Annotated in this window: 18 protein-coding genes; 4 read left to right on the forward strand and 14 right to left on the reverse strand. The window is 47.7% G+C overall.

Going from position 1 to position 20,395, the window contains the following annotated elements; genetic code table 11:
* The first annotated feature begins 97 nt into the window (after window positions 1-97).
* The 3 genes from SGI97_07050 to SGI97_07060 are packed head-to-tail and all read left to right on the forward strand — an operon-like array spanning window position 98 to window position 3,809.
* The gene (locus SGI97_07050; GenBank protein ID MDZ4723644.1) at window positions 98-2,839 is read left to right on the forward strand and encodes a DNA methyltransferase; all 2,742 of its coding nucleotides are present in this window, start codon (window positions 98-100) and stop codon (window positions 2,837-2,839) included.
* 5 nt (window positions 2,840-2,844) lie between these two features.
* Window positions 2,845-3,444, forward strand: a complete 600-nt coding sequence (locus SGI97_07055) for a DNA-3-methyladenine glycosylase 2 family protein (GenBank protein MDZ4723645.1) — start codon at window positions 2,845-2,847, stop codon at window positions 3,442-3,444.
* A gap of 56 nt (window positions 3,445-3,500) precedes the next feature.
* Window positions 3,501-3,809 carry a hypothetical protein gene (locus SGI97_07060; GenBank protein MDZ4723646.1) on the forward strand — a complete coding sequence of 103 codons (309 nt, stop codon included), beginning with the start codon at window positions 3,501-3,503 and terminating at the stop codon, window positions 3,807-3,809.
* A 673-nt stretch (window positions 3,810-4,482) separates the two neighbouring features.
* Here the strand turns inward: SGI97_07060 and SGI97_07065 are convergent.
* The 13 genes from SGI97_07065 to serS form a co-directional block, all read right to left on the reverse strand.
* A complete protein-coding gene (locus tag SGI97_07065) occupies window positions 4,483-4,983 on the reverse strand; it encodes a hypothetical protein (GenBank protein ID MDZ4723647.1) in 501 nt (166 codons plus the stop codon).
* A 248-nt stretch (window positions 4,984-5,231) separates the two neighbouring features.
* Window positions 5,232-6,671, reverse strand: coding sequence for a sigma-54 dependent transcriptional regulator (locus SGI97_07070; protein ID MDZ4723648.1), 1,440 nt, complete (start codon window positions 6,669-6,671; stop codon window positions 5,232-5,234).
* Between the two features lie 144 nt (window positions 6,672-6,815).
* Complete coding sequence (locus SGI97_07075) at window positions 6,816-8,954, reverse strand: response regulator (protein ID MDZ4723649.1); 2,139 nt, start codon at window positions 8,952-8,954, stop codon at window positions 6,816-6,818.
* A 10-nt stretch (window positions 8,955-8,964) separates the two neighbouring features.
* On the reverse strand, window positions 8,965-10,350 hold the full coding sequence (locus SGI97_07080) for an ATP-binding protein (protein ID MDZ4723650.1): 1,386 nt from the start codon (window positions 10,348-10,350) through the stop codon (window positions 8,965-8,967).
* Window positions 10,347-11,360: a cyanophycin synthetase gene (locus tag SGI97_07085; protein MDZ4723651.1), complete on the reverse strand. Its 1,014-nt coding sequence runs from the start codon at window positions 11,358-11,360 to the stop codon at window positions 10,347-10,349. The genes SGI97_07080 and SGI97_07085 overlap by 4 nt, the downstream gene beginning before the upstream one ends.
* Window positions 11,276-11,638 carry a hypothetical protein gene (locus SGI97_07090; protein ID MDZ4723652.1) on the reverse strand — a complete coding sequence of 121 codons (363 nt, stop codon included), beginning with the start codon at window positions 11,636-11,638 and terminating at the stop codon, window positions 11,276-11,278. Before SGI97_07090 ends, SGI97_07085 begins: the two co-directional genes overlap by 85 nt.
* The gene (accD, locus tag SGI97_07095) at window positions 11,635-12,480 is read right to left on the reverse strand and encodes an acetyl-CoA carboxylase, carboxyltransferase subunit beta (protein MDZ4723653.1); all 846 of its coding nucleotides are present in this window, start codon (window positions 12,478-12,480) and stop codon (window positions 11,635-11,637) included. The genes SGI97_07090 and accD overlap by 4 nt, the downstream gene beginning before the upstream one ends.
* Window positions 12,481-12,482: 2 nt before the next feature.
* Window positions 12,483-12,971 (reverse strand): ribosomal protein S18-alanine N-acetyltransferase, encoded by a 489-nt coding sequence (rimI, locus tag SGI97_07100; GenBank protein ID MDZ4723654.1) that lies wholly within the window; start codon window positions 12,969-12,971, stop codon window positions 12,483-12,485.
* Window positions 12,946-13,641: a tRNA (adenosine(37)-N6)-threonylcarbamoyltransferase complex dimerization subunit type 1 TsaB gene (tsaB, locus tag SGI97_07105; protein MDZ4723655.1), complete on the reverse strand. Its 696-nt coding sequence runs from the start codon at window positions 13,639-13,641 to the stop codon at window positions 12,946-12,948. The genes rimI and tsaB overlap by 26 nt, the downstream gene beginning before the upstream one ends.
* Window positions 13,638-14,069 carry a tRNA (adenosine(37)-N6)-threonylcarbamoyltransferase complex ATPase subunit type 1 TsaE gene (gene tsaE / locus SGI97_07110; protein ID MDZ4723656.1) on the reverse strand — a complete coding sequence of 144 codons (432 nt, stop codon included), beginning with the start codon at window positions 14,067-14,069 and terminating at the stop codon, window positions 13,638-13,640. The genes tsaB and tsaE overlap by 4 nt, the downstream gene beginning before the upstream one ends.
* 9 nt (window positions 14,070-14,078) lie before the next feature.
* The gene (locus SGI97_07115; GenBank protein ID MDZ4723657.1) at window positions 14,079-15,638 is read right to left on the reverse strand and encodes a response regulator; all 1,560 of its coding nucleotides are present in this window, start codon (window positions 15,636-15,638) and stop codon (window positions 14,079-14,081) included.
* Between the two features lie 3 nt (window positions 15,639-15,641).
* Complete coding sequence (locus SGI97_07120; protein ID MDZ4723658.1) at window positions 15,642-16,904, reverse strand: HAMP domain-containing sensor histidine kinase; 1,263 nt, start codon at window positions 16,902-16,904, stop codon at window positions 15,642-15,644.
* Complete coding sequence (gene serS / locus SGI97_07125; protein MDZ4723659.1) at window positions 16,904-18,166, reverse strand: serine--tRNA ligase; 1,263 nt, start codon at window positions 18,164-18,166, stop codon at window positions 16,904-16,906. The genes SGI97_07120 and serS overlap by 1 nt, the downstream gene beginning before the upstream one ends.
* A 241-nt stretch (window positions 18,167-18,407) precedes the next feature.
* Here serS and rpmB point away from each other — a divergent pair, with 241 nt between their 5' ends.
* Window positions 18,408-18,629 carry a 50S ribosomal protein L28 gene (gene rpmB / locus SGI97_07130; GenBank protein ID MDZ4723660.1) on the forward strand — a complete coding sequence of 74 codons (222 nt, stop codon included), beginning with the start codon at window positions 18,408-18,410 and terminating at the stop codon, window positions 18,627-18,629.
* 484 nt (window positions 18,630-19,113) lie between these two features.
* Here rpmB and ftsZ read toward each other — a convergent pair whose 3' ends face one another.
* A complete protein-coding gene (gene ftsZ / locus SGI97_07135) occupies window positions 19,114-20,394 on the reverse strand; it encodes a cell division protein FtsZ (protein MDZ4723661.1) in 1,281 nt (426 codons plus the stop codon).
* Between the last annotated feature and the right edge of the window lies 1 nt (window position 20,395).

A 20,395-nucleotide genomic window follows, 5' to 3' on the forward strand; every position in this document is an offset into this window, starting at 1 on the left:
GCTTATTCTTATTATGAAGCAGTGTTTGACAAATCTTTCTTGTCTTCTTGTAGACAGATTCGTAATTAAATAGCTAAAGAGTAAGAGCAAGCTATTTGTGAATCGAGAACTGGATCTCATCGCCGCCGATACTCATGAAACAATAGAGCTTCAATCGAAGGCAGAAGGTCACAAACTAAAGCCAGTCAATCCCATCACAAGTCCGGTTCTGGCACAAGCCCACACCGCCATTTATAAAATGCATCGCTACTACGCACGGCGGCCACACAATGTTTTCTCACGCCTCATTAAGGAATACACAAACCCTTCTGATATAGTACTTGACCCTTTTTGTGGGGGAGGAGTTACGGTCGTAGAGGGCCTAAAACTTCGTAGAAAAGTGGTCGGTGTAGACTTGAACCCTCTTGCAACATGGATAACACAAGTAGAGTGCGAACCTATCGATATTGATGTTTTCACAGAACTATTTGCGAAATGGTACGATGAATGCAAGAAAGCAATCAGCCCTCTGTTTGGTTCTGAATGTCCAAAGTGCCTCACGGTTTCAGCGGCTTCTTGGTTTGAGTGGTCAAATGTCATAATATGCCCTCATTGCGAGGTCGAAAACGTGCTTGCGATTAGCAAGAAACTCAGGGCGGGAGTTTTCGAATGCTTCAATAAGCGTTGCAGGGCTAAGCTAAAACCCAGTAAATGCATTAGAAAAGACGATAGGATGATTGCGACATTTTTAGATTGTAGCAAGTGCGGATACAAGGGGCGAGCGGACTCATCAACTTACGACGTAGAGAAATTCGATAAATTAGTAAAATCAGAATCCAGAATTATTCATAATAAAGGCTTAGATATTCCGCAGGATGAATTTCCTGATATGGATCGCGCGAGAGATGACAATATTTTCGGCAAAGGAATTAAATACTTTAAAGATTTTATGACCGTACGTCAACGATTAGCGATGGCAATGGCCAAGAAATATCTTCCGCAAGATTCCAAAAAACCCAATGAAATAAACGCTTTGAATCATCTCTTTTCAGGAACACTTCGATTCACAAATAAATTTGTTTTTCAAAGTGCTGGCTGGCAGAGTGGAAAACCGATTGAGTGGGCCGGACACAATTATTGGTTGCCTTTTCAGTATGTGGAGCTAAATCCTATTGCCCCGATTCAGAGAAGATATTTGGCTATTAAATCTGGAAAGAACGAACAAAGAAAGCTTATCGGCACTTTCTACAAGTCTCCGAGAACCCGTACACCTTGGAAAGAATTACAAAATGGAGCAACATGCTGGCTACTCACGCAATCAAGCCATAAGATCAACATGCCGGATGCTTCCATCGATGCGATAATTACTGACCCACCGTTCGGTGGGAATGTGCAGTACGGTGAATTGTCAGATTTTTACCTTGTATGGGTTAAGGATTTATTAGGGCTAAAGGGACTTTCCGACAAGTCACAAGAAGCAATAGAAACACGGCATCAGGGATTTGATGGTGCAAAAGATCGAAAATTCTACGAGGAGACTTTATATAGGATTTTTAAAGAGTGCCGACGCGTAATAAAGCCAGACGGATGGATGGTTATGACTTTCCACAATCGTGATCTGGGTGTTTGGATGTCCCTTCATAGAGCCGCACTCCGCGCGGGATTCCGCCTTCCTTTAGAATCTGAAAGTGCTACAAGGGGAATGGTTTATCAACCGCCCGTTGAGAATTATCAACAGACAATCCACCAGAGAGCGGCCGGCTCAATGCTTGGAGACTTCATACTTTCCTTTAAGCCGGTCGATGTTCCGACATCAATAGAGAGCGTCAGAGCACAGTTGAGTTCAAATGAAGAAAAAGATTTACAAAACAAAGCTGCAGGCATTATCCAACACCATGGGGGTGCTGATGAGACGACATTAATGACTGGCCTTATTCCGTTTATGCATGAAAAATCAATACTCCACCGAATCGCTAGATATGATTTAAAGTTTCTTCTCTCTAACGGACCTTTCACTTTTATACCGAAAGAGAAAAAATGGTTTACTAACGATATGTTGGATGGTGGGACTACCTTGAAGCCAATGGATGTAATCCCTGCAGAAGCTCTAGTTCAGGATATTGTCTTCAGTTTTCTTACTGAACACAAGCAAGCCACAATGGACGAGTTGTTGGTGTCTATTTATAGCCAGCTTGTAAATTCTCATCGACCTCAAATCAGTACAGTGGATAAAGTTGTTTCCAAATACTGCAAAAAGAAAAAAGTTAAGGGCGAAAAAAGAGAACTTTATGTTTGGAATCCGTCAACTCGAACACCTTCGCAACACTTAACTGCCAAGAGTTCTCAAATCTCAATGGGACTTCAACTCACGCCAATGCGCGACCACAATTCCATAATCGAGAATTTGGCCGTTCGGTTCAAGAAGAAGGGATTGGACACGCACGTCGGAATGACTGAGCAACGCAAATCGCCGATTCTCAGAGCATTAAGCTTAACTTTAAGTGGGTTGGAACTTGGGTTACCACCAAAGGCTTTTAAGGTGATTAGAGAAATAGATTTGATTGCATTGCAAGACCACACAATGATTGCGGCTATTGAGGTCGCTACTTCAATTTCTACATTCAACAAAGCAATAAATGATCGCTTTCGAAATATCCTCCAAGTTGCTCCTAACTTGCGCGTAAGTCTAAATGTCATTGTTAATGATGAAGATCACAAAAAGGCTTCCGAGGAGTTATACTCACCTGCCAACATTAAGTCCGGACTTTCTGGCCGCGTCAAACTTTTTAAGACGAGCCAACTAGCAAGTACGGATATATTAGAATTACTAACTGAGAACCGAAACGTAAAATCAAGTTGAAATAAATGATATATTCAGACTGTCTGATTTACCTCTCGAAGAAAGATGCGGTGCTTCGCAGAATCATTAAAGAACTGCCGCCGCTCACATTCAAAAAGAAACGCGGCGGGTTCGACGCCATTGTCAAAATCATCACCGGACAACAATTGTCCGGCAAAGCGGCTGAGTCTATTTTTAACAGACTTCGCGCGCTCAACAATGGAAAACCGCTCACTCCAGAGTTTGTCGACAGGATTGCAGACACGACACTGCGCGAAGCCGGCCTGTCGACTGCAAAAATAATCGCGGTTCGAGCGTTGATAGAAAAGATAGCATCCAAAGAACTTCGGATCTATCGTTTTTCTAAAATGACGGACGAAGAAATAACCGAAGCCATCACCCAGGTCAAAGGGCTTGGGCCGTGGAGTGCGCAGATGTATCTCATGTTTGTGCTTCACCGTCCCGATGTTTTTCCCATCAATGATTTGGGCATCAAGCGCTCGGTTCAAAGACTCTATGAAGTCGAGGCGACAGTCGATGAGCTTATTGCCCTGAGCGATAAATGGCGTCCGCATCGAACGACTGCGGCCTGGTATCTCTGGCATTCTCTCGCGAACAGACCATAAGTCCGTACGCCGCTTAGGACTTGGGTGTTTGTCTTATTACCACAGATCACACTGCAATGAGCGATACTATCGAGCTTTCTGACATAAAATCATACCATGACCTAAAACGCCTTTTTGGGAAAGAGTCCGTGCAGGCTGTGGTGCGCTATATTGCATGGCATAACCGCCTGACGATGACTCCAATCATTACTGTATGGCAGGCGGTGAGCATGGGATATTTTGTTGAAACACGCGCTCTTGACCTGCTCTTTTATTCGACGGTGAAGAGATTCTGGGATGGAAAGTACGGGATAGGAATCACGTCGCTTGAGGAATGCCGCGCGATGGCGCGAGAACTTGAGGGGTATCTTTATCCCGCAGAGTGAAACCGAAGGCGATACACAGCGCGAGTCTCTCTGTATGTTGGCAACGTCATATTCTGTTTCATGAGTATCCAGTATGAGACCAAAAGACGAACTGAGATTGCCGTCCGCCGCGGCGGACCCGCCGTGGAGGGTCGCTCCTTGTGGAGGGTCGCTCCTTGGAAGTCGCTCCTCGCAACGACAGTGTTGGCAATGCCATCCTCATTTCGATGTCACCCTAGCGCCTGCCCGCTGTGGCGGGGAAGCTGGGGTCCATCTTCTCTCTAATCTTGTACCACACTCCGCCGCGGCGGACGGTGTGATTCGAATATTGGTGCGCGACAGGGACGTCCCGCACGAAGATCAAAACAAATTCCCTCAGCGGGCAGGCGCTAGGATAATATAGAATACAGAATCGCTGAACCGCAGTCCCGACATTCGTGGGGACGGTGTGATTCTCGCCAACAAGGATAATAAAGACCCGCGGGGCATAAGAATGACTCGCGCTACATGACTGTCGGGCGAGGGCGCCTGACAGCACAGACTATAAACATGTGATTGCCGCGTCAGCGGACGGGCTTCCCAGCGCTATCAGATACTAAGAAAAAAGTTATCACACAAAAAAAGACTGTCCGGAGGGGGTGGACAGTCTTTAGGGAATGGAAGTAAAAACAACGAGGGTAGATAATTTCGTCGATTAATTTCTATGTCGAAGCGCCATGTCATGCAAATATTCTGAAAGTGTCTTTGCTCCTGCGGCATCGGGATACGATGCCATTTCCAGCGAAATCAATTCACCTGTGCTCTGGCCGGACTTGGATGCGATATGCTGGCTTATAAGTTCACCAAGTCTTTTCCCTGCCGTTTCGGCACCTTGACGTGGAGTCTCGGGAAAGAGGATTGTCAGAGATGACTCATCGACAAGGGTAACATGGTCACACGCACGGGCGTTTTGACGGACGATCTGATATAGATCCTGACAAAGATCCAACACGGAAAGCTCCGCTTTCTGGCAAATTGCTTCGAGATCAAAGACAACAAGCGAGACAAAAACCCGGTATCGCTCGGCTCGCTTCAGTTCTATTGTGGCTTTCTCCAGAAAGTTCTGAAGGCCGAGATCAGAGGCGGCTTCTATTGGTAATGTGCTTTTTGTTTCCAAATCGTAATCCTTGGTTTCCTGAGCTATCTGACAAGACATAAAGCAATTCTTATTCCGATTTTTTGAAAGGATGTTTTACCAGAAAAGCTTTCCCATGTCAAGGAGCAAGAGCATGATGATATCCGCCCATTTTGTTTTATTTCAAAGAGTTAGGCTAGTCTTTAGGCGGCAAGAATTACGAAAACTGGCCAGCAAACTGGTCAGTCACGCAAAACATTGCGCTATTTTTGCACTATGAACGTGGTGAAATAATGTAACTTAAATCAGGTCTTGAGGATGCTGACTTGTTACTTGGTGGAATTGAGGTTGTAATCTTTGATCTTATAGAGGAGAGAACGATAGCTAATATCGAGCAAATCGGCGGCTTTACGCCGGTTCCAGTTAGTCTTATTTAGAACTTCAGCGATAAGTTTTCTTTCTTCGTTGGCGATTGTCTTTCCGACCCGATTTTTCAGCGAATAGTCATCGCCGCGTACTTCGGTGGCGGCATTGCCATCTGCTGCATAGACATGGACTGGCTGGCGAACATCCGCATAAATCGGCATGGAATGAAGACCGGCTCCGGCTAATTCTATTAGTTCGATAATTATCGCTTCGTCTCCACGCACGACTACCTGTTTTATCATATTTTCCAACTGACGCACATTTCCGGGCCAGCGGAATGAGACGAGGTGCTGTATTGTATCATTTGAGACGGCGGGATATTCTTTTTCGTACTGCTTGTTGTACTTCTTGATGAAATGGTTGACAAGAAAAGGAATATCCTCGGGTCGCTGCCGGAGCGGCGGGAGAAAGAGGGTGATCTCATTTAGACGGTAGAATAAATCATCGCGGAAGCCCTGCTCTTTTATGGCAAGCTCCAGATTCCTGTTTGTCGCGCATATAATCCGGACATCGACATGGATATTGTGTATCCCGCCAACCCGAACAAATTCCTGTTGTTCAAGGACCTGGAGGAGTTTGGATTGCAGTTCCATAGGCATATCGCCGATTTCATCGAGGAAGATGGTCCCTTTGTTGGCAAGCTCAAAACGTCCCTGCTTGTTCTTGTGGGCGCCGGTGAAGGCTCCTTTTTCATATCCGAAGAGTTCCGCTTCAAGCAAATCTCTTGGAATTGCGGCGCAGTTGACTTTGACAAATTCCTGGTCACGACGCGATGAAAGCTCATGGAGTGACCGAGCGGCAATTTCCTTACCTGTGCCCGATTCGCCGCGAATCAGGACCGTCAGTTCGGAATCTGCAACCTGTTCGATGATACTCTTCACTCGGGTCATCGGCTCGGAATCACCGATAAATCCGTTGTAATTAGTGCGCGATTGGAGTTCTTTTTTGAGCTGTCCGATTTCGCTTTTCATGCGTATGCGGTCAAGTGCGACGTTGAGGTGTATTTCGACTTCCTTGACATCGAACGGTTTCGGGATGAATTCCGCCGCTCCAAGTTTCATCGATTCGACCACATATTTTGTGTCTCCATGGCCGGAGATCATTATAACATCGGGTCTATTTTCCTGGCGGTTGAGTTTTTCGAGAACCTCAAGGCCTGTCATGCCCGGCATTTTGATATCGAGAAGTATCAGGTCCGGCTTTTCGGTTGAGACCATTTGAATGCCTTCGATGCCATCACGGGCTGAAAGAAACTCAAATGATGTGGACAGCCCTTCGGAGAGGAGCCAAGCGATTTTGGGGTCATCGTCTATGACGAGTATCTTAATTTTTTGTTTGGCCATATATTATGTTCTGCCTTGCCGCTAAGTATCGGCAATATTAGGATAAAATCAAGGCGTTTTTCTTTAGATTTGCCGATTTTCGGCAAAATTCTGCATTATAAAGAGGGGGCGCGCCTGAAAACGAAGGTGGGAGTACCGAATATGTTAATGTTGGAGCGGGAAATAAACGGTAAAAGTTGTACCTATTCCCTCAGATGATTCAACTTTAAGGGTGCCGTTGTGGGCAGAAATGATACGCTCCACGACCACAAGTCCGAGTCCGGTGCCGGTTTCTTTGGTTGTGTAATAACGGTCGAAGACCTGTGAGAGGTGTTCTTTTTTGATGCCAACACCGGTGTCGATTACTTTTACCGCAAGATAATCCTCTTTTTTGTGATCAGGCCGCTCCTGACATCCCACGACGGTCAGCGAGCCTCCTTTGGGCATGGCATCGATGGCATTAATAAACAAATTGAGAAACATCTCCAAAATTTGATTTTTATTGGCAATGACCTCCCAACTTGAGTCATCGAATACGGCTTCAAACTTGACCTTGCCCTTGCGGAGATCTGGCGCGACAAGTTCCGCGGAGCGTGAAATAGTATGTCTGAGGTCAAATTTAGTCGTCTCATATTTGTTTGGATTGGAAAAGTCAACAAGCTCACGGACAAGCTCATTCATCCGATGAACTTCTTCCTCAGCAGTTTTAAAGAAATCGGAATTGTCACAAATCTCCGGCCAGCGTTGTTTCAGAATCTGGAGGCCGCCGCTGAAAGAGGTGAGCGGTTTACGTAGGTCATGTGAAATTTCAGAAATCATATTCCCCATGGTGATAAGGCGGGTCGCATTGAGAAGTGTCTTCTCTTTTTCAAATAGGAGCGCCGATTGAGAAACTACCAGCCGCGCCAGAGACATGTCTTCGTCGCTGTATGTCCGCTCGCTTTCCGAACCGAAATAGAATAGATACGCAAGCTCTCCATTTCGAAGAGTCGGAATGGCCATATAGGCGCGATCGGGCTTTGGATACTGCGAGCGCTCGGATATTTTCTCGCCAATAAAAGCGGATAGTGACTGAAGATCGGTCAGGTCGAGCGAGTCGATTTCCAATTGTGTCAAGTTTATCTGACTCCGCTGGGCTTTTGATATATCGATCTTGCCGCTATCGGTTTGTGGCAAATCTGTTTCGCCGATTGAGCTATCGGGACTGAGGATTCCGGTCGCGGCATTCCAACTGAACCAAACGGCGTAGTCAATTGGAAACACGCGACGGAGCTTATCAACAAGTGTTGTCCGAAAACGCACCAGCGAATCCATGACCGGAAGTTCATTTGACATTTCCTGAAGGATTTCAAATTCAACCAGACGTCGGCGGCTCTTCTCGAATTCGTAGGCATCGTCTACAGCAACCGCGGCCTGGGATGCGAAAGTTGTAAGCAAACGGAGGTCATCGTCGGTGAATTGCTGACCGTCCTGTTTATTGGCCATATTGATGACGCCAAGAACGTTATTTTTAATCTTTAGAGGCGTGCACAGCAGCGAGGCGGCACCGTACTTGTCACGATTCATACGGCGAAAGCGGTCATCATTTTCGACATTGGCAACCATGAGGGCCTCGCCCGTTTTGGCGACATATCCAGATATAGATGCCCCAATCGGCAGGCGGGTGTTAAGAATAATGTCGTTTTCAAGTCCAATAGCCGCGGCGATTTTCAAAAACTCTTTGCGCTCGTCAAGGAGCATGATCGAGCCGATCTGCGCCTCGGTGACAGTCGCGGCAAGGGTGACAATCTGACGGAGCAAATCATTGAGATTAATCGAGGACCCGATAGATTTGCCGGCCTCATACAGCGCGTTGAGTTCCCCCACTCTTCGATTGAGGATAAGGTTGGACAGCTTTAGTTCTTCCAGAAGGCGAAATCGGGCAAGCTCACTGCGTCGTTTGTCCAACGCTCTATTTACTGCAAAGAGCAGGTAAGTAAACTCAACCGGTTTTAAGAGATAATCATCCGCTCCCTGAGAGACGGCATGGATTGCGGTATCGAGCGAACCATAGCCGGTCATGAATATAACAGGGATGCCTTCGTCCTGTTCTTTGACGGCTTTCAAAATATCAAGCCCGCTCATGTCGGGCATTTTAATATCGGTTATGACCAAGTCGACTTTTTCTGCTCGGATACGTTCGATTGCTTTGGAGGGAACCTGAAAGGTTTCGACTTTATAACCATCCCCCTGCAGGAGAACGGAAAGGGAATCGCACATCCCCTTTTCGTCGTCGATAATCAGGATTTTTTCAAACGAAGCCATCAGCGCTGCCTTATTCCTTTACTCGCGGAAGAACAATATCGATGCGTCCACCGAAATTCATATTACTGAATGTTATCGACCCGTTGTGGTTTTTTATTATTCCATAGCAGACAGACAATCCCAAGCCCGTCCCTTTGCTTGCCTCTTTGGTGGTAAAGAATGGTTCAAATATTCGCGGGACCAGTTCAGGCGGTATACCTGTTCCGGTGTCCTGAAACGACAGCGTGATATTGTCTTCGCCGCTTTCGATGCCGACGGTCAGTTTGCCGGAATCGGGCATTGCATCGCGCGCATTAATAATCAAATTTAAGAACACCTGTTTTAACTGTTCAGAATCACCTTTTATATAAACCGGTTGAGCGTTATACGCGCGAATGGTTTCGATAAGTCCCATAGCGAGCGGACGCTCCATCAAATTCAAAATAGTGTCGACTTCGGCGGTTAAGTTTAATGTCATAAACTGAGTTGCCTCAGGGCGGTGCATTTGCAGAAGCTGACGCACGATCCGGGCTATCCGGTCAATTTCGCCGCTGATGATATCGGCGTACATTTGAGCCTGGGCATTTCGCTCGTTGGTGCGCCGCATGAGGAGCACATAATTCTGGATAATTCCGAGCGGATTGTTGACCTCATGGGCGACCCGCGCCGACATTTCTCCAAGAGCCGCAAGTTTTTCAGTCTGCAACAGTTGGTGCTGGGTTTCGCGAAGCAGACGGGTGGCCGTGTTGACGCCTTCAAAGAGCAGCGCATTTTCGATTGCAACGGCAATTTGATTGGCAAGAACAGAAAGGAATTCGAGGTCATCAGTGCTGAAAACACCGCTGGAGATTTTGTCAGCCATGGCAAAAATGCCGCTCAATTTACTCTTGTAAATGAGAGGAACGATGACACCCGATGGAAACCGGCTCAGAATGGAATGCTCAGATGGCGTCACCAGTTCCCCTGTCAATTCATCAACCAGAATCGGTCTGTTGAGACGGGTTAAGTAATCTGTAAGTCGCGACGACGTAACAAAATGCTCATCTGTGTCAGGGAATTCCCCTGACCCTTTGGCCTTGGCAAGGAAGAATTTGTCCTTATGCCCTTCTCGGGACAAGAAGATAGCCCCTTTTGCCACGCCGACCTGTCCCAGACAGGTGAAAATAAAACTGTCGAGCAGTGTTTGGTATTCCAAGACCGAATTAATATTTCGGCTGATTTCGAAGACAGTATAAAGGTCAAATATTTTTCGTTTCAACTGGCGATTAGTGTCGCTGAGAAGCCGGACTTTTTCTTCGAGTTCTTTTTCAAGAGTCGCAACGGCTTTGATTGTCGTCTCTTTTGCAGGTTTGGTTGCCGTCGATTTGGCTGTAGTCCTGACTGGCAACGCCTTTTTTTTTCTAGAGAGTTCGCTCATGACCGTATGAAACCCTCCAGGAATTCTCCTACAAGATAATGCGATCCTATAATTGCGATGGGCATCGTCTGTTGTGGAGACAGTTGTCGTTTTTTGGCCGTCGCCAATGCGCTTCGGAGTGATCCTGAAGGGATGATTTCGACCCCATGCCAGTCCATTTCTTTTATAAACTCCGCCAGCTCGACACTTCGGTGGGTTTTCATCGGGACAAGGGTGAACCGTGCGGCAACGGGGGCGAGTTCGTCGATCATTTTCTGATGTTCTTTTTTCTTCACAAACCCGGCGATAATATCTGCTTTGCGATGCGGAAACATTCTCCTGAATGTATCGGCAAAAGCACGCGAGCCGCCCACGTTATGACAGACATCCAAAATTAAGGTAGGCTGGCCCTTCTTCTCCACAATCTGAAAACGCCCGGGCCAGTCGGTTGATTTGATCCCGTGGATTATGGCTCGTTTTGATAGAGGGAATCTATTCGTATTAAGTATCGAGGCGGCTTTGATTACAAGAGCGGCGTTGATAAGCTGATGCGTCCCTTTCAGTGACGGAGCCAAATGTGATATCTTCATGTTATCTGACCTGTAATCGAGTAAAAGCTTGGTTTTGTCGGCTTTGAAATCTCGCGAAGAAATTGTCTGATACTTTGTACCCACCAGTTTTGCTTTCTTCTTCAGAATTACAGAGGCTTCAGCAGGAACCAGCCCACTCAAATGCGGCACCTCGGCTTTAATAATGCCAGCTTTCTCCGAAGCAATCTGGGCCAAAGTCGAGCCGAGGATGTCGGTGTGGTCAAAACTGATGTCGGTTGTAATGGTCAGCAAGGGATGGAGCACATTTGTGGCATCGAGACGCCCGCCAAGTCCGACTTCGATGATTGCAATATCGACTTTCTGTCTGGCGAATTGATCGAAAGCCAGCGCGGTGACTAATTCAAAGAAGGAGACTTTTTTTTTACAAGTTGGGCGCGATGGCGGTTTACAAAAGCAAGCACAGTCTGCGCCGGGATATATTTTCCATCGATTTGGATTCGTTCGCGAAAATTAACAAGGTGGGGAGATGTATACAGCCCGGTTTTGTATCCGGCGGAGCGACAGATAGAGGCAAGCATCGCTGATGTTGAGCCTTTGCCGTTGGTTCCGCCAATATGCACCGTCTTATATTTCGACTGCGGATTGCCAAGGGTCGCCAAAAAATCCTGTATATTCTCCAGTCCGAGCTTCATTCCAAAAAATTCTCGCGAGAAAATAAATCTTTCAGCCGCTGAGTACGTGGTGTAATAGTTCATCATAAGGGTTTCCTCATGTAGTTGAGGAGGCGGATAATCGTATCTCGAAGTTCTTTGCGTTCGACGATTTTATCCAGAAAACCCTTTTCCATGAAGAATTCCGACGACTGAAAGCCCTCGGGTAAATCTTGCCCTATTGTCTGCTGAATAACCCGGGCACCGGCAAAGCCAAGCAATGCTTTCGGCTCGGCGATAGTGACATCTCCCAGCGACGCAAATGAGGCCATGACACCGGCAGTGGTCGGGTTGGTCAGCACTGAGATATACGGCAGATGCTGTTTGGCGAGAATAGAGAGCAGGCCGGAGGTCTTGGCCATTTGCATGAGCGAGAGAATTCCTTCCTGCATTCGCGCTCCGCCTGAACAGGAGACAATAATGAGCGGGACATTGTGTTTGATAGCGCGTTCGATAGTGCGCGCTACTTTCTCACCTACAACAGAACCCATCGAGCCGCCGATGAAGGCAAAATCCATAATGGCGAATGAAATTGGCATACCACCCATGCCGGCCAAGCCGGTTATCAGACCCTCGGTTCCTCCTGCTTTTTCATTGGCTTCTTTGAGACGGTCAGGATATCGTTTTGAATCTTTGAATTTGAGCGGATCACCCGAATGTAAATTGGTATCAAATTCATCGAGATGACCGTCATCAAGCAGAATCGAAATATATTTCTGGCTTGGAATGCGGAAATGATAATTGCAGCTTGGACAAACCCACAGAAGCTGCTCCATTTTTTTGCTGTATACAATTTCGCCGCATGAAAGACATTTACTCCAGAGCCCTTCCGGAATATTCATCTTTTCCTGATCCGGCAGACCAGATTTTGTTTTGCGGAACCATTCCATGGTCAGCGCTCTCTGCCGGGATATTCAAGTGTTCGAGTCATCACCAATGCATCCTCAATAGGGTTGTGGTAATATTTTGGACGGCGGTAGAGGAGCGAAAATCCATACTTTTCATAGAAGAGCTGGGCATCTGTATTCGAAGGACGAACTTCCAAAATTATAGTCTCGCATTTATGCTCACGGGCCATAGATAAGATATGCTCCAGCAGATGTTTTGCAACTGATTTCCGACGGAAGGCGGCGCTTACGGCGATATTGGCGAGATGTAACTCATCCAGCACAATAAGATAGCAGGCATAGGCGACAATTGAGCCATCGGCTTCGGCCACCAGCCCCCCCCAGTCGGAATCTTCGGATATTTCATGAAATGATTGTTCGGGCCAGGCATCGGAGAATATTTCACGTTCCAATTTTGCAACGGTTGAGATATCGGCTTCAACCATGCCGCGAATTGAGACAGCGTGTTCATTGTCTTTGCTGGCGCTGTTCATAGCGAATTTCCGCAGATGATTTTTGTATATAAAGCGGCTGAATCGAAGCGATATCGGCGAAGTCTTCTGTTTCGAGTTTTTCCCGCCCAAGATAGAGCAACTCGGATGCGTTATTGTCGAGTTCATCGAAACCGGGGCAGATTTGATGATCCGATAACACATCTTTCAAAGAAAACCCGATTCCTATGGCCAGCTCGGTTCCAATAGATGAGGCTAAGTCAGGCAATTTCACGACCTGAATGGAGAGCATCTCGGCCTTGCCCTTGGACATCGGTGCCATAATAAACTCATCGCGGGTTATTTTCACAATTGCCCAGAGCCGGTCGGTGATGGAACGAGTCTTCATTGCGGCAATCTCAAAAACACTTACGGCAACAATCGGAATATCGAGGGCGACTGCGATCCCTTTGGCAGCGGCAAGGCCGATTCTCAAACCCGTAAAAGAGCCGGGTCCAATTGAGACAGCGAGGGCGTTGATGGCTGTTCTATCCAACCCGCTTGATTCAAGCAGTTCCTGAATTTTTTTCATGATTACCTGGCCATGTGTCCGCTCGTCTTCGGCAGTTGACTGCACCGAGCGGTCGCTTCCAAAACTCAGGGCGAGTTTGAGTTTTTGGCCCGAACTGTCAATGGCGAGGACGTTTTGATATTTTTCGTCGAAATGATTCATGACCCAATCCGGGTGATGACTATTTTTCGTTCGGTCTCGCCCACAATTGAGAAATCGATAAGATAGTATTGACTTGGAAGTTTGTCCTGCGCCTTTTCGCCCCATTCGACAACAGTCAAGCCGGTCCGGCCGATATAGTCGTCCCAGCCGATTTCATATAGTTCAGTCGGGTCATTAATTCTGTAGAGGTCGAAATGGAAGATAGGACGCTCGGAAGGATATTCGTTCACAACAGTATAGGTGGGGGAACTGACCGTCGCTTCTTCGATTCCGCGAGCTATCGCAAGCCCTTTGACAAATGTTGTCTTGCCTGAGCCGAGTGCGCCTCTCAGCACCAGAACTTCCCCTTCGGGAAATGTAGCCGCGAGTTTTTGGGCAAGTGATTTGGTCTCGCTCTCAGAATGAGAGATAATCTCCAGTGCTTTCATAGAACGTTATCACTTGGGAGTCATGACAGCAACCGGAACAACCATCTCTTCGAGCGAGATGCCGCCATGCTGGAACGAATTCTGAAACTGCCTGACCATCTCATTGTAGTTATTAGGGTAAACAAAATAAAAGTCTTCTTTTGCGATGATATAGGTCGTCGCCAAGGTAAACGATGGCAGACGCCACTGCTCGGGTTTTTTCACAAGAATGGAATCCTTGGGATCAGAGTTCAGATTGTCGCCGTATTTATAGCGAAGATTGGTGGAGGTCGAACGGCGTCCATGCGCCATCGTCCCTCTCCGGCATAGTACGGAGCCATGGTCGGATGTCAGCACAATGGTAAAGTCCCGTGCGGCGAAAGATTTCAAAATTGCAAAGAGTGGAGAATGTACAAACCATGTTCGCATGAGGGTACGGAAGGCCGATTCGGTTCCGGCAATTTCTTTTAGAATAACATTATTTGAGCGGCCATGCGCCAATATATCCAGAAAGTTAAAGACCAGCGCGACAACCGGGCTGTCGAAGAGATCAGCGACTCGTTTTGCAAGCTCTTCGCCTTCGGTATTGTTGAATATTTTATGGTAGCGCAGTTGTCGATCATAGCGGAGTCCATTGCGAGCGAGATTGTCTATGAGAAATCTATCCTCGAAGCGATTGAGCGATCCTTCGTCCTGCACGGCATAGTTATCCGGATACTGGCGGTGGATATCATCGGGGAAAATACCGGCAAAAAGGGCGTTGCGGGCAAAGGGTGTGGCAGTCGGAAGCATTGAGAAATAATAATTGCGCTGGATATTATAGAAGTCTGCAAGCAGTGGTTCGACAAGCATCCACTGGTCGAGACGCATGCAATCGACAACAACAAAGAGCACCTTCTTTTTTTTCTTCAGTTCAGGCACAACATATGTGCTGACGATATCCGATGACAAGAGCGGCCGCTTGTTGCTTTGGAGCCAGCGCGGATACTGGCTTTCTATATATTTTGTGAACTCGACATTCCACTCTTTCGATGTTCCCTCGTGGGTCTCCTTGAGACCTTGATCATTGCTTTCATCGAGGTCGAGATTCCACTGGGCGATGGTGCGAGCGGCTTCGTGCCACTCTTCCGGCTCCATTGCGCCATACATGCGCTGATTGAAGCGATTTATTTCTGTGATGTAGCGTCGCATTGATGACGAGCCTATAATTTTTTTGGACTCGAGTCTTCGTTTGATGACAGAGAGGACCTGAGAGGGCACAACCGGTTTGACGATATAGTCGTCGATCTTTTGTCCTATCGCCTGCTCCATCAAGCTCTCTTCTTCCGATTTTGTTACCATGACAACGGGCAGGTGCGGGCGAATCTCTTTGATTTCCTCGAGGGTGGTAAGGCCGTCTTTTCCGGGCATCATTTCATCGAGCAATACGAGGTCAAAGAGTTCATCGCGGACAGCTTTGATAGCGTCATCGCCGGACATTACGCCTTTGACTTCGAATCCTTTGCCTTCGAGAAAGATAATGTGCGGTTTCAGTGCGTCTATTTCATCATCCACCCAGAGAATTCTTCCCTTGTCTTGTGCAACGGCCATTCGCTATTCCTTTATTTCGCCCGAATTCGGGAGAATGATTTCAAATACAGTTTCGCCGGGTCGAGAACGCGCAAGTCTGACACGTCCGACATGATACTCTTCCACGATGCGTTTGACGAGTGTCAGTCCCATTCCCCAGCTGCGTTTTTTTGTCGAAAACCCGGGTCGGAAAATCTTCCGCGATGCCGCAGTCGATATCCCGCCCCCGTTGTCGATTATATTTATTTGTACACCCTTTTTGTCCTGTGTCATGGCAGTTTCAAGAAAAATCCGCCCGCTTTTAGGGTCCACGGCCTGAAGTCCGTTCTTTACCAAGTTCTCTAAAACCCAGCCAAAAAGCTCAGGGTTCAGCATAACCATGCCTATTAGACCCGGCCTGAAATCAATTTGTGTCCCTTTCCCTTCAAAGGGGAGCCGCCTGCGATAATATTCGGCCGTTTCACGAATTAGCTCATTTAGATCACACTCCTGCAGTTTCGGTATGGAGCCGATTTTACCGAATCGATTGGCAACTCGTTGAAGCCGGTCGACATCAATGTTCATATTTTCGACCGTATTATCAAGCAATGATTCAATCTGTTCCGGCGATAGCTCGGAACGGTTCTCCTTATTCATAAGCTCAAGCCAGCCAAGCAGTGAGGAGATGGGTGTGCCGAGTTGGTGAGCCGTTTCCTTGGCCATTCCAACCCAGATAAGACGCTCTTCGCTCCGACGAATATTCTGAAATCCGATTATGCCTACTATCATGAACGCCAAAACCACGGCGACCTCAACAAACGGCATGAGCTTGAGTTTGCCAATAATAGCCGGATCGCCATAACAGAGAGAGTTTATCTGCAGGGTGCCGTAGAAGATGGGAAATACACGATTATCGTGGCGCATCTCGGCGGCCATGGAGTTAAGTCGTTCGATTGTCGCACGGGTGGTGTCGCTGTCGTCCAGTTCCGGAACGTTTCGCCATTGGATGGGATTGTTGTCTTTATCCAGGACGATGATAGGAAATGTCGCCTTGATAATTATTTCATCAAAAATAAACTGCAACTCTTCGCCCGAGGTCGGCGAATTGATAGCAAGCTCGAACAGTTTGGCATATCGCTCGACTTGAGCCCGGGTATCTTCTTTGAGATCTTCGATGAGCCGAAAAGAATACCATATAAACAATGCGGAAATAAAGGCGACTCCAAGCATGAGAAAAGTCTTGAAGAGAGTCGATTTCCCTATGTAGAGGTCTGAAGTAGTCGAAGAAGTCTTCGGTTCGGGGGGCATCAGGAAATTCTTTCCGCCCCCTGCATATACGGTCGAAGGACCTCGGGGATAGTGATAGTTCCATCCCCATTCTGGTAGTTTTCCAAAATAGCAGGAATAAGGCGCGCCAACGCCACACCTGAGCCGTTGAGTGTATGGGGGTGATGAATCTCTTTATTTTCATCGCGGAATCGGCATTTCATCCGTCGGCTCTGGAAGTCTTCAAAATTGGAAACCGAGGAGATTTCCAAATACTTCTCGACTCCTGCACACCAGAGTTCAAGGTCATAGCATTTGGCGGCGGCGAATGAGAGATCCCCTGATGCGAGCAACAGAACACGATAGGGAAGTTTGAGGCCTTGCAAAATCTTCTCTGCCTGCGCGACCAGTGTTTCAAGTTCGTCGTAGGAGTTTTCTGGACGAACAATTTTGACCAGTTCGACCTTGTCGAATTGATGCACCCGGATCATTCCTCGGGTGTCTTTGCCAGCCGAGCCGGCTTCACGTCGGAAACAGGGAGTGTACGCAACCATACGGATGGGCAGTTGGTCGGCGTTGATTATTTCCTGCTTATAGAGATTGGTGACTGGGACCTCGGCTGTAGGAATCAGGTAGAGATTATCCCCTTCGGTTTTGTACATATCATCGGCGAGTTTTGGCAGTTGGCCAGTTCCGTACATGGTGTCAGCATTGACAATATGCGGGACATTGACCTCGGTAAAGCCATCGGCGGAATGCAGATCGAGCATATAATTGATAAGGGCACGCTGGAGTTTTGCCCCCATCCCTTTGAGGACATAAAATCCCGAGCCGGTGATTTTTGCCGCTCCGGCGAGATCGAGAATCCCGAGTTTTTCGCCAATTTCCCAATGAGGAAGTACTTTGAAGGTGGTCGGGGCGGGTTCACCCCAATTGCGGACAATGACATTCGCGGCCTCGCCGCCTTCGGGGACCGACACATGGGGCAAATTGGGTACCCAGCTAAGAGTTGACTGCAGGAGTTCTTCGATGTCCCGAAGTTCTGTGTCAAGAGCGGTTATGTCGTCGCCGACGTGCCGCATGGCTGCGACATCGGCATCGGTGGTTTCGCCAGCCTTCTTCTTTTTGGCAATTTCTGCAGAAACGCGATTGCGCTCGGCTTTGAGCTGGTCGGCCTTGGTGAGGATGCCGCGCCGTTTGACGTCGATCGCCAGGATTTGGTCTATATCGCAATTGCTGTTTTTGCGGAGAACACCTTGTTTGACAAGTTCGGGATTTTCACGGATAATTTTTAAATCAAGCATCAGTTTCCTAATTTGTTATACAGTATCGGGCATCAAGAGGGAAAAAAGATTGCTAAATGCGACTTTAGCACAGTCTCCCGTTTCCACCCAACTTATTATACGGTAATAACAAAGATTAGTCAAACTGGGGGGAGGAATAGCACATCTGCTCTGAACTCTTGCCATGTCGATAAAATTTCCTTGCCTTATTGTCACAAGGAAGGTATTCTTCCGGTCTGTTTAGAAGGAGTTATAAGAAATTATGCCAAGAATGTGTGAATTATGCGGTAAGAAGACGACTTTCGGTCATAATGTCTCTCACGCTCATAACCTGACCAGCCGCCGTTGGTTGCCGAACCTACAGGAAGTTCGCGCCTATATAAACGGTGTACCGAAACGAATTCGTGTCTGTACCTCGTGCCTCAAAGCGGGTAAGGTTATCAAGAATTCGAACGCCAAGCGCACAAAATCTGCCGCGGCTTAGTAGAATACAGACCTCTCAGCAAATATGCTGATTTGAATCTGTCCTGACGCAGTTTGACTGCATGACATTGACTATTGAGAAACCATCGCAGAAACGCGGTGGTTTTTTCACTCCCAATAAAATATGAGCAAATGGATCACTTTAAAGATGTGATAGTATTAAAGCAAACATCTTCTTATTTTTCCCTTAGAAGTGCTGTCAGGCGCCCTCGCCTGACAGCTAAATTAGAGTATCGGGCGCGAGGGCGCCCGATACCACACAACGAGTACGATCACACCGTCCGCCACGGCGGAGTATGGTACGTGGCTGGTGCACGGGGACGTACACCAGCCACGTAAAAAGATGAGTTGGACAAAATAATAAACCGCCGGCAGGGTAGTTAAGCCGGCGGTTAGGTTGAGGAACCAAAACAATAGAGCGTCTTTAGCGGTGCTCTATATTTTTTATCTGTCGGATCTCATCGCATAGTCGATGAGCGTCTTCTTTATCGGTTGTTGTCATCCAATCTTCTGATATAGGCAGGGATTGTGCGGTCATCCTCGGCGAATATCGGAACGCGGTGGCGGTGGCGGTTGCCGTTTCCATTCAGACGGTTATAACCGCCATTTTCGTGGCTGGCAACTGCGGCTGTCTCCCCCGACTGATCATTTTTGACTTCTGCAGGCATTTGTACATCCGACGTTGTGAAGTTACCCACAGTCATGGCCTCGGTTGGGAAAAGTGTAATGGCCTTGGCAGAAGCGCCATCCTTTGACTTTGTATCGACCGCGGCAATAATAGCCGGTTTGTCATCGGCTCCCAGCCCGGTCGCTATTACCGTCACCCGCATTTGGTTGTTCATATTGGGATCGATAACGGCCCCAAAAATGATATTGGCATCAGCGCCTGCGGCTTCATAAATCAGTGATGTCGCAGTGTTGACATCAAAGAGGGTCATATCCTCACCGCCGGTAACATTAATAAGGACACCCTGCGCGCCGCTAATGGACACTTTCTCAAGCAACGGTGAGCTTATTGCCAAACGGGCGGCATCTACTGCCTTTTCGTCTCCTTCGCCCGCTCCGGTGCCCATGATAGCTTCGCCCATCTCAAGCATGACTGTGCGTACATCGGCAAAGTCGCAATTGATAAGACCGGGGATTGTGATAAGATCCGAGATACCTTTTGTAGCCTGATGCAGAACATCGTCGGCTGTCGCGAAGGCGTCAGACAATGTGGTCTTCCTGTCAACAATCTCAAGCAGACGTTCGTTGGGGATTATTATCAGGGTATCCACTTTTGACTTCAGTTCAGCCAATCCTGCGCCGGCGCGGTCAATTCTTTTCTTTCCTTCAAATCGGAATGGTTTTGTCACAATAGCGACAGTCAGCGCGCCTGATGCTTTAGCAATTTCAGCAACTACCGGCGCGGCTCCTGTTCCTGTTCCGCCACCCATACCGGCAGTGATGAATACAAGGTTTGGTTTGCCAATCGCTTCGCGGACTTCCTGGCGGCTTTCTTCCATTGCGAGCCGTCCGATTTCAGGATTTGCTCCGGCGCCAAGTCCGTTGGTTGTGTCGCGGCCGATCTGAATGCGCTTCTCGGCCATACTCTGATCAAGTACCTGGGCGTCGGTGTTGATCGCTATAAACTCCACCCCTTTTAATCCCGATGCAATCATGCGATTGATTGCGTTCCCTCCGCCTCCGCCAACGCCGCTGACTTTGATGCTGGCATAGCCGACATAATCGGCTGCGAAATTGAATTGATGTTTTTGAACCGCCATC

The organism is Candidatus Zixiibacteriota bacterium (assembly GCA_034439475.1).
GTDB lineage: Bacteria > Zixibacteria > MSB-5A5 > GN15 > FEB-12 > JAWXAN01.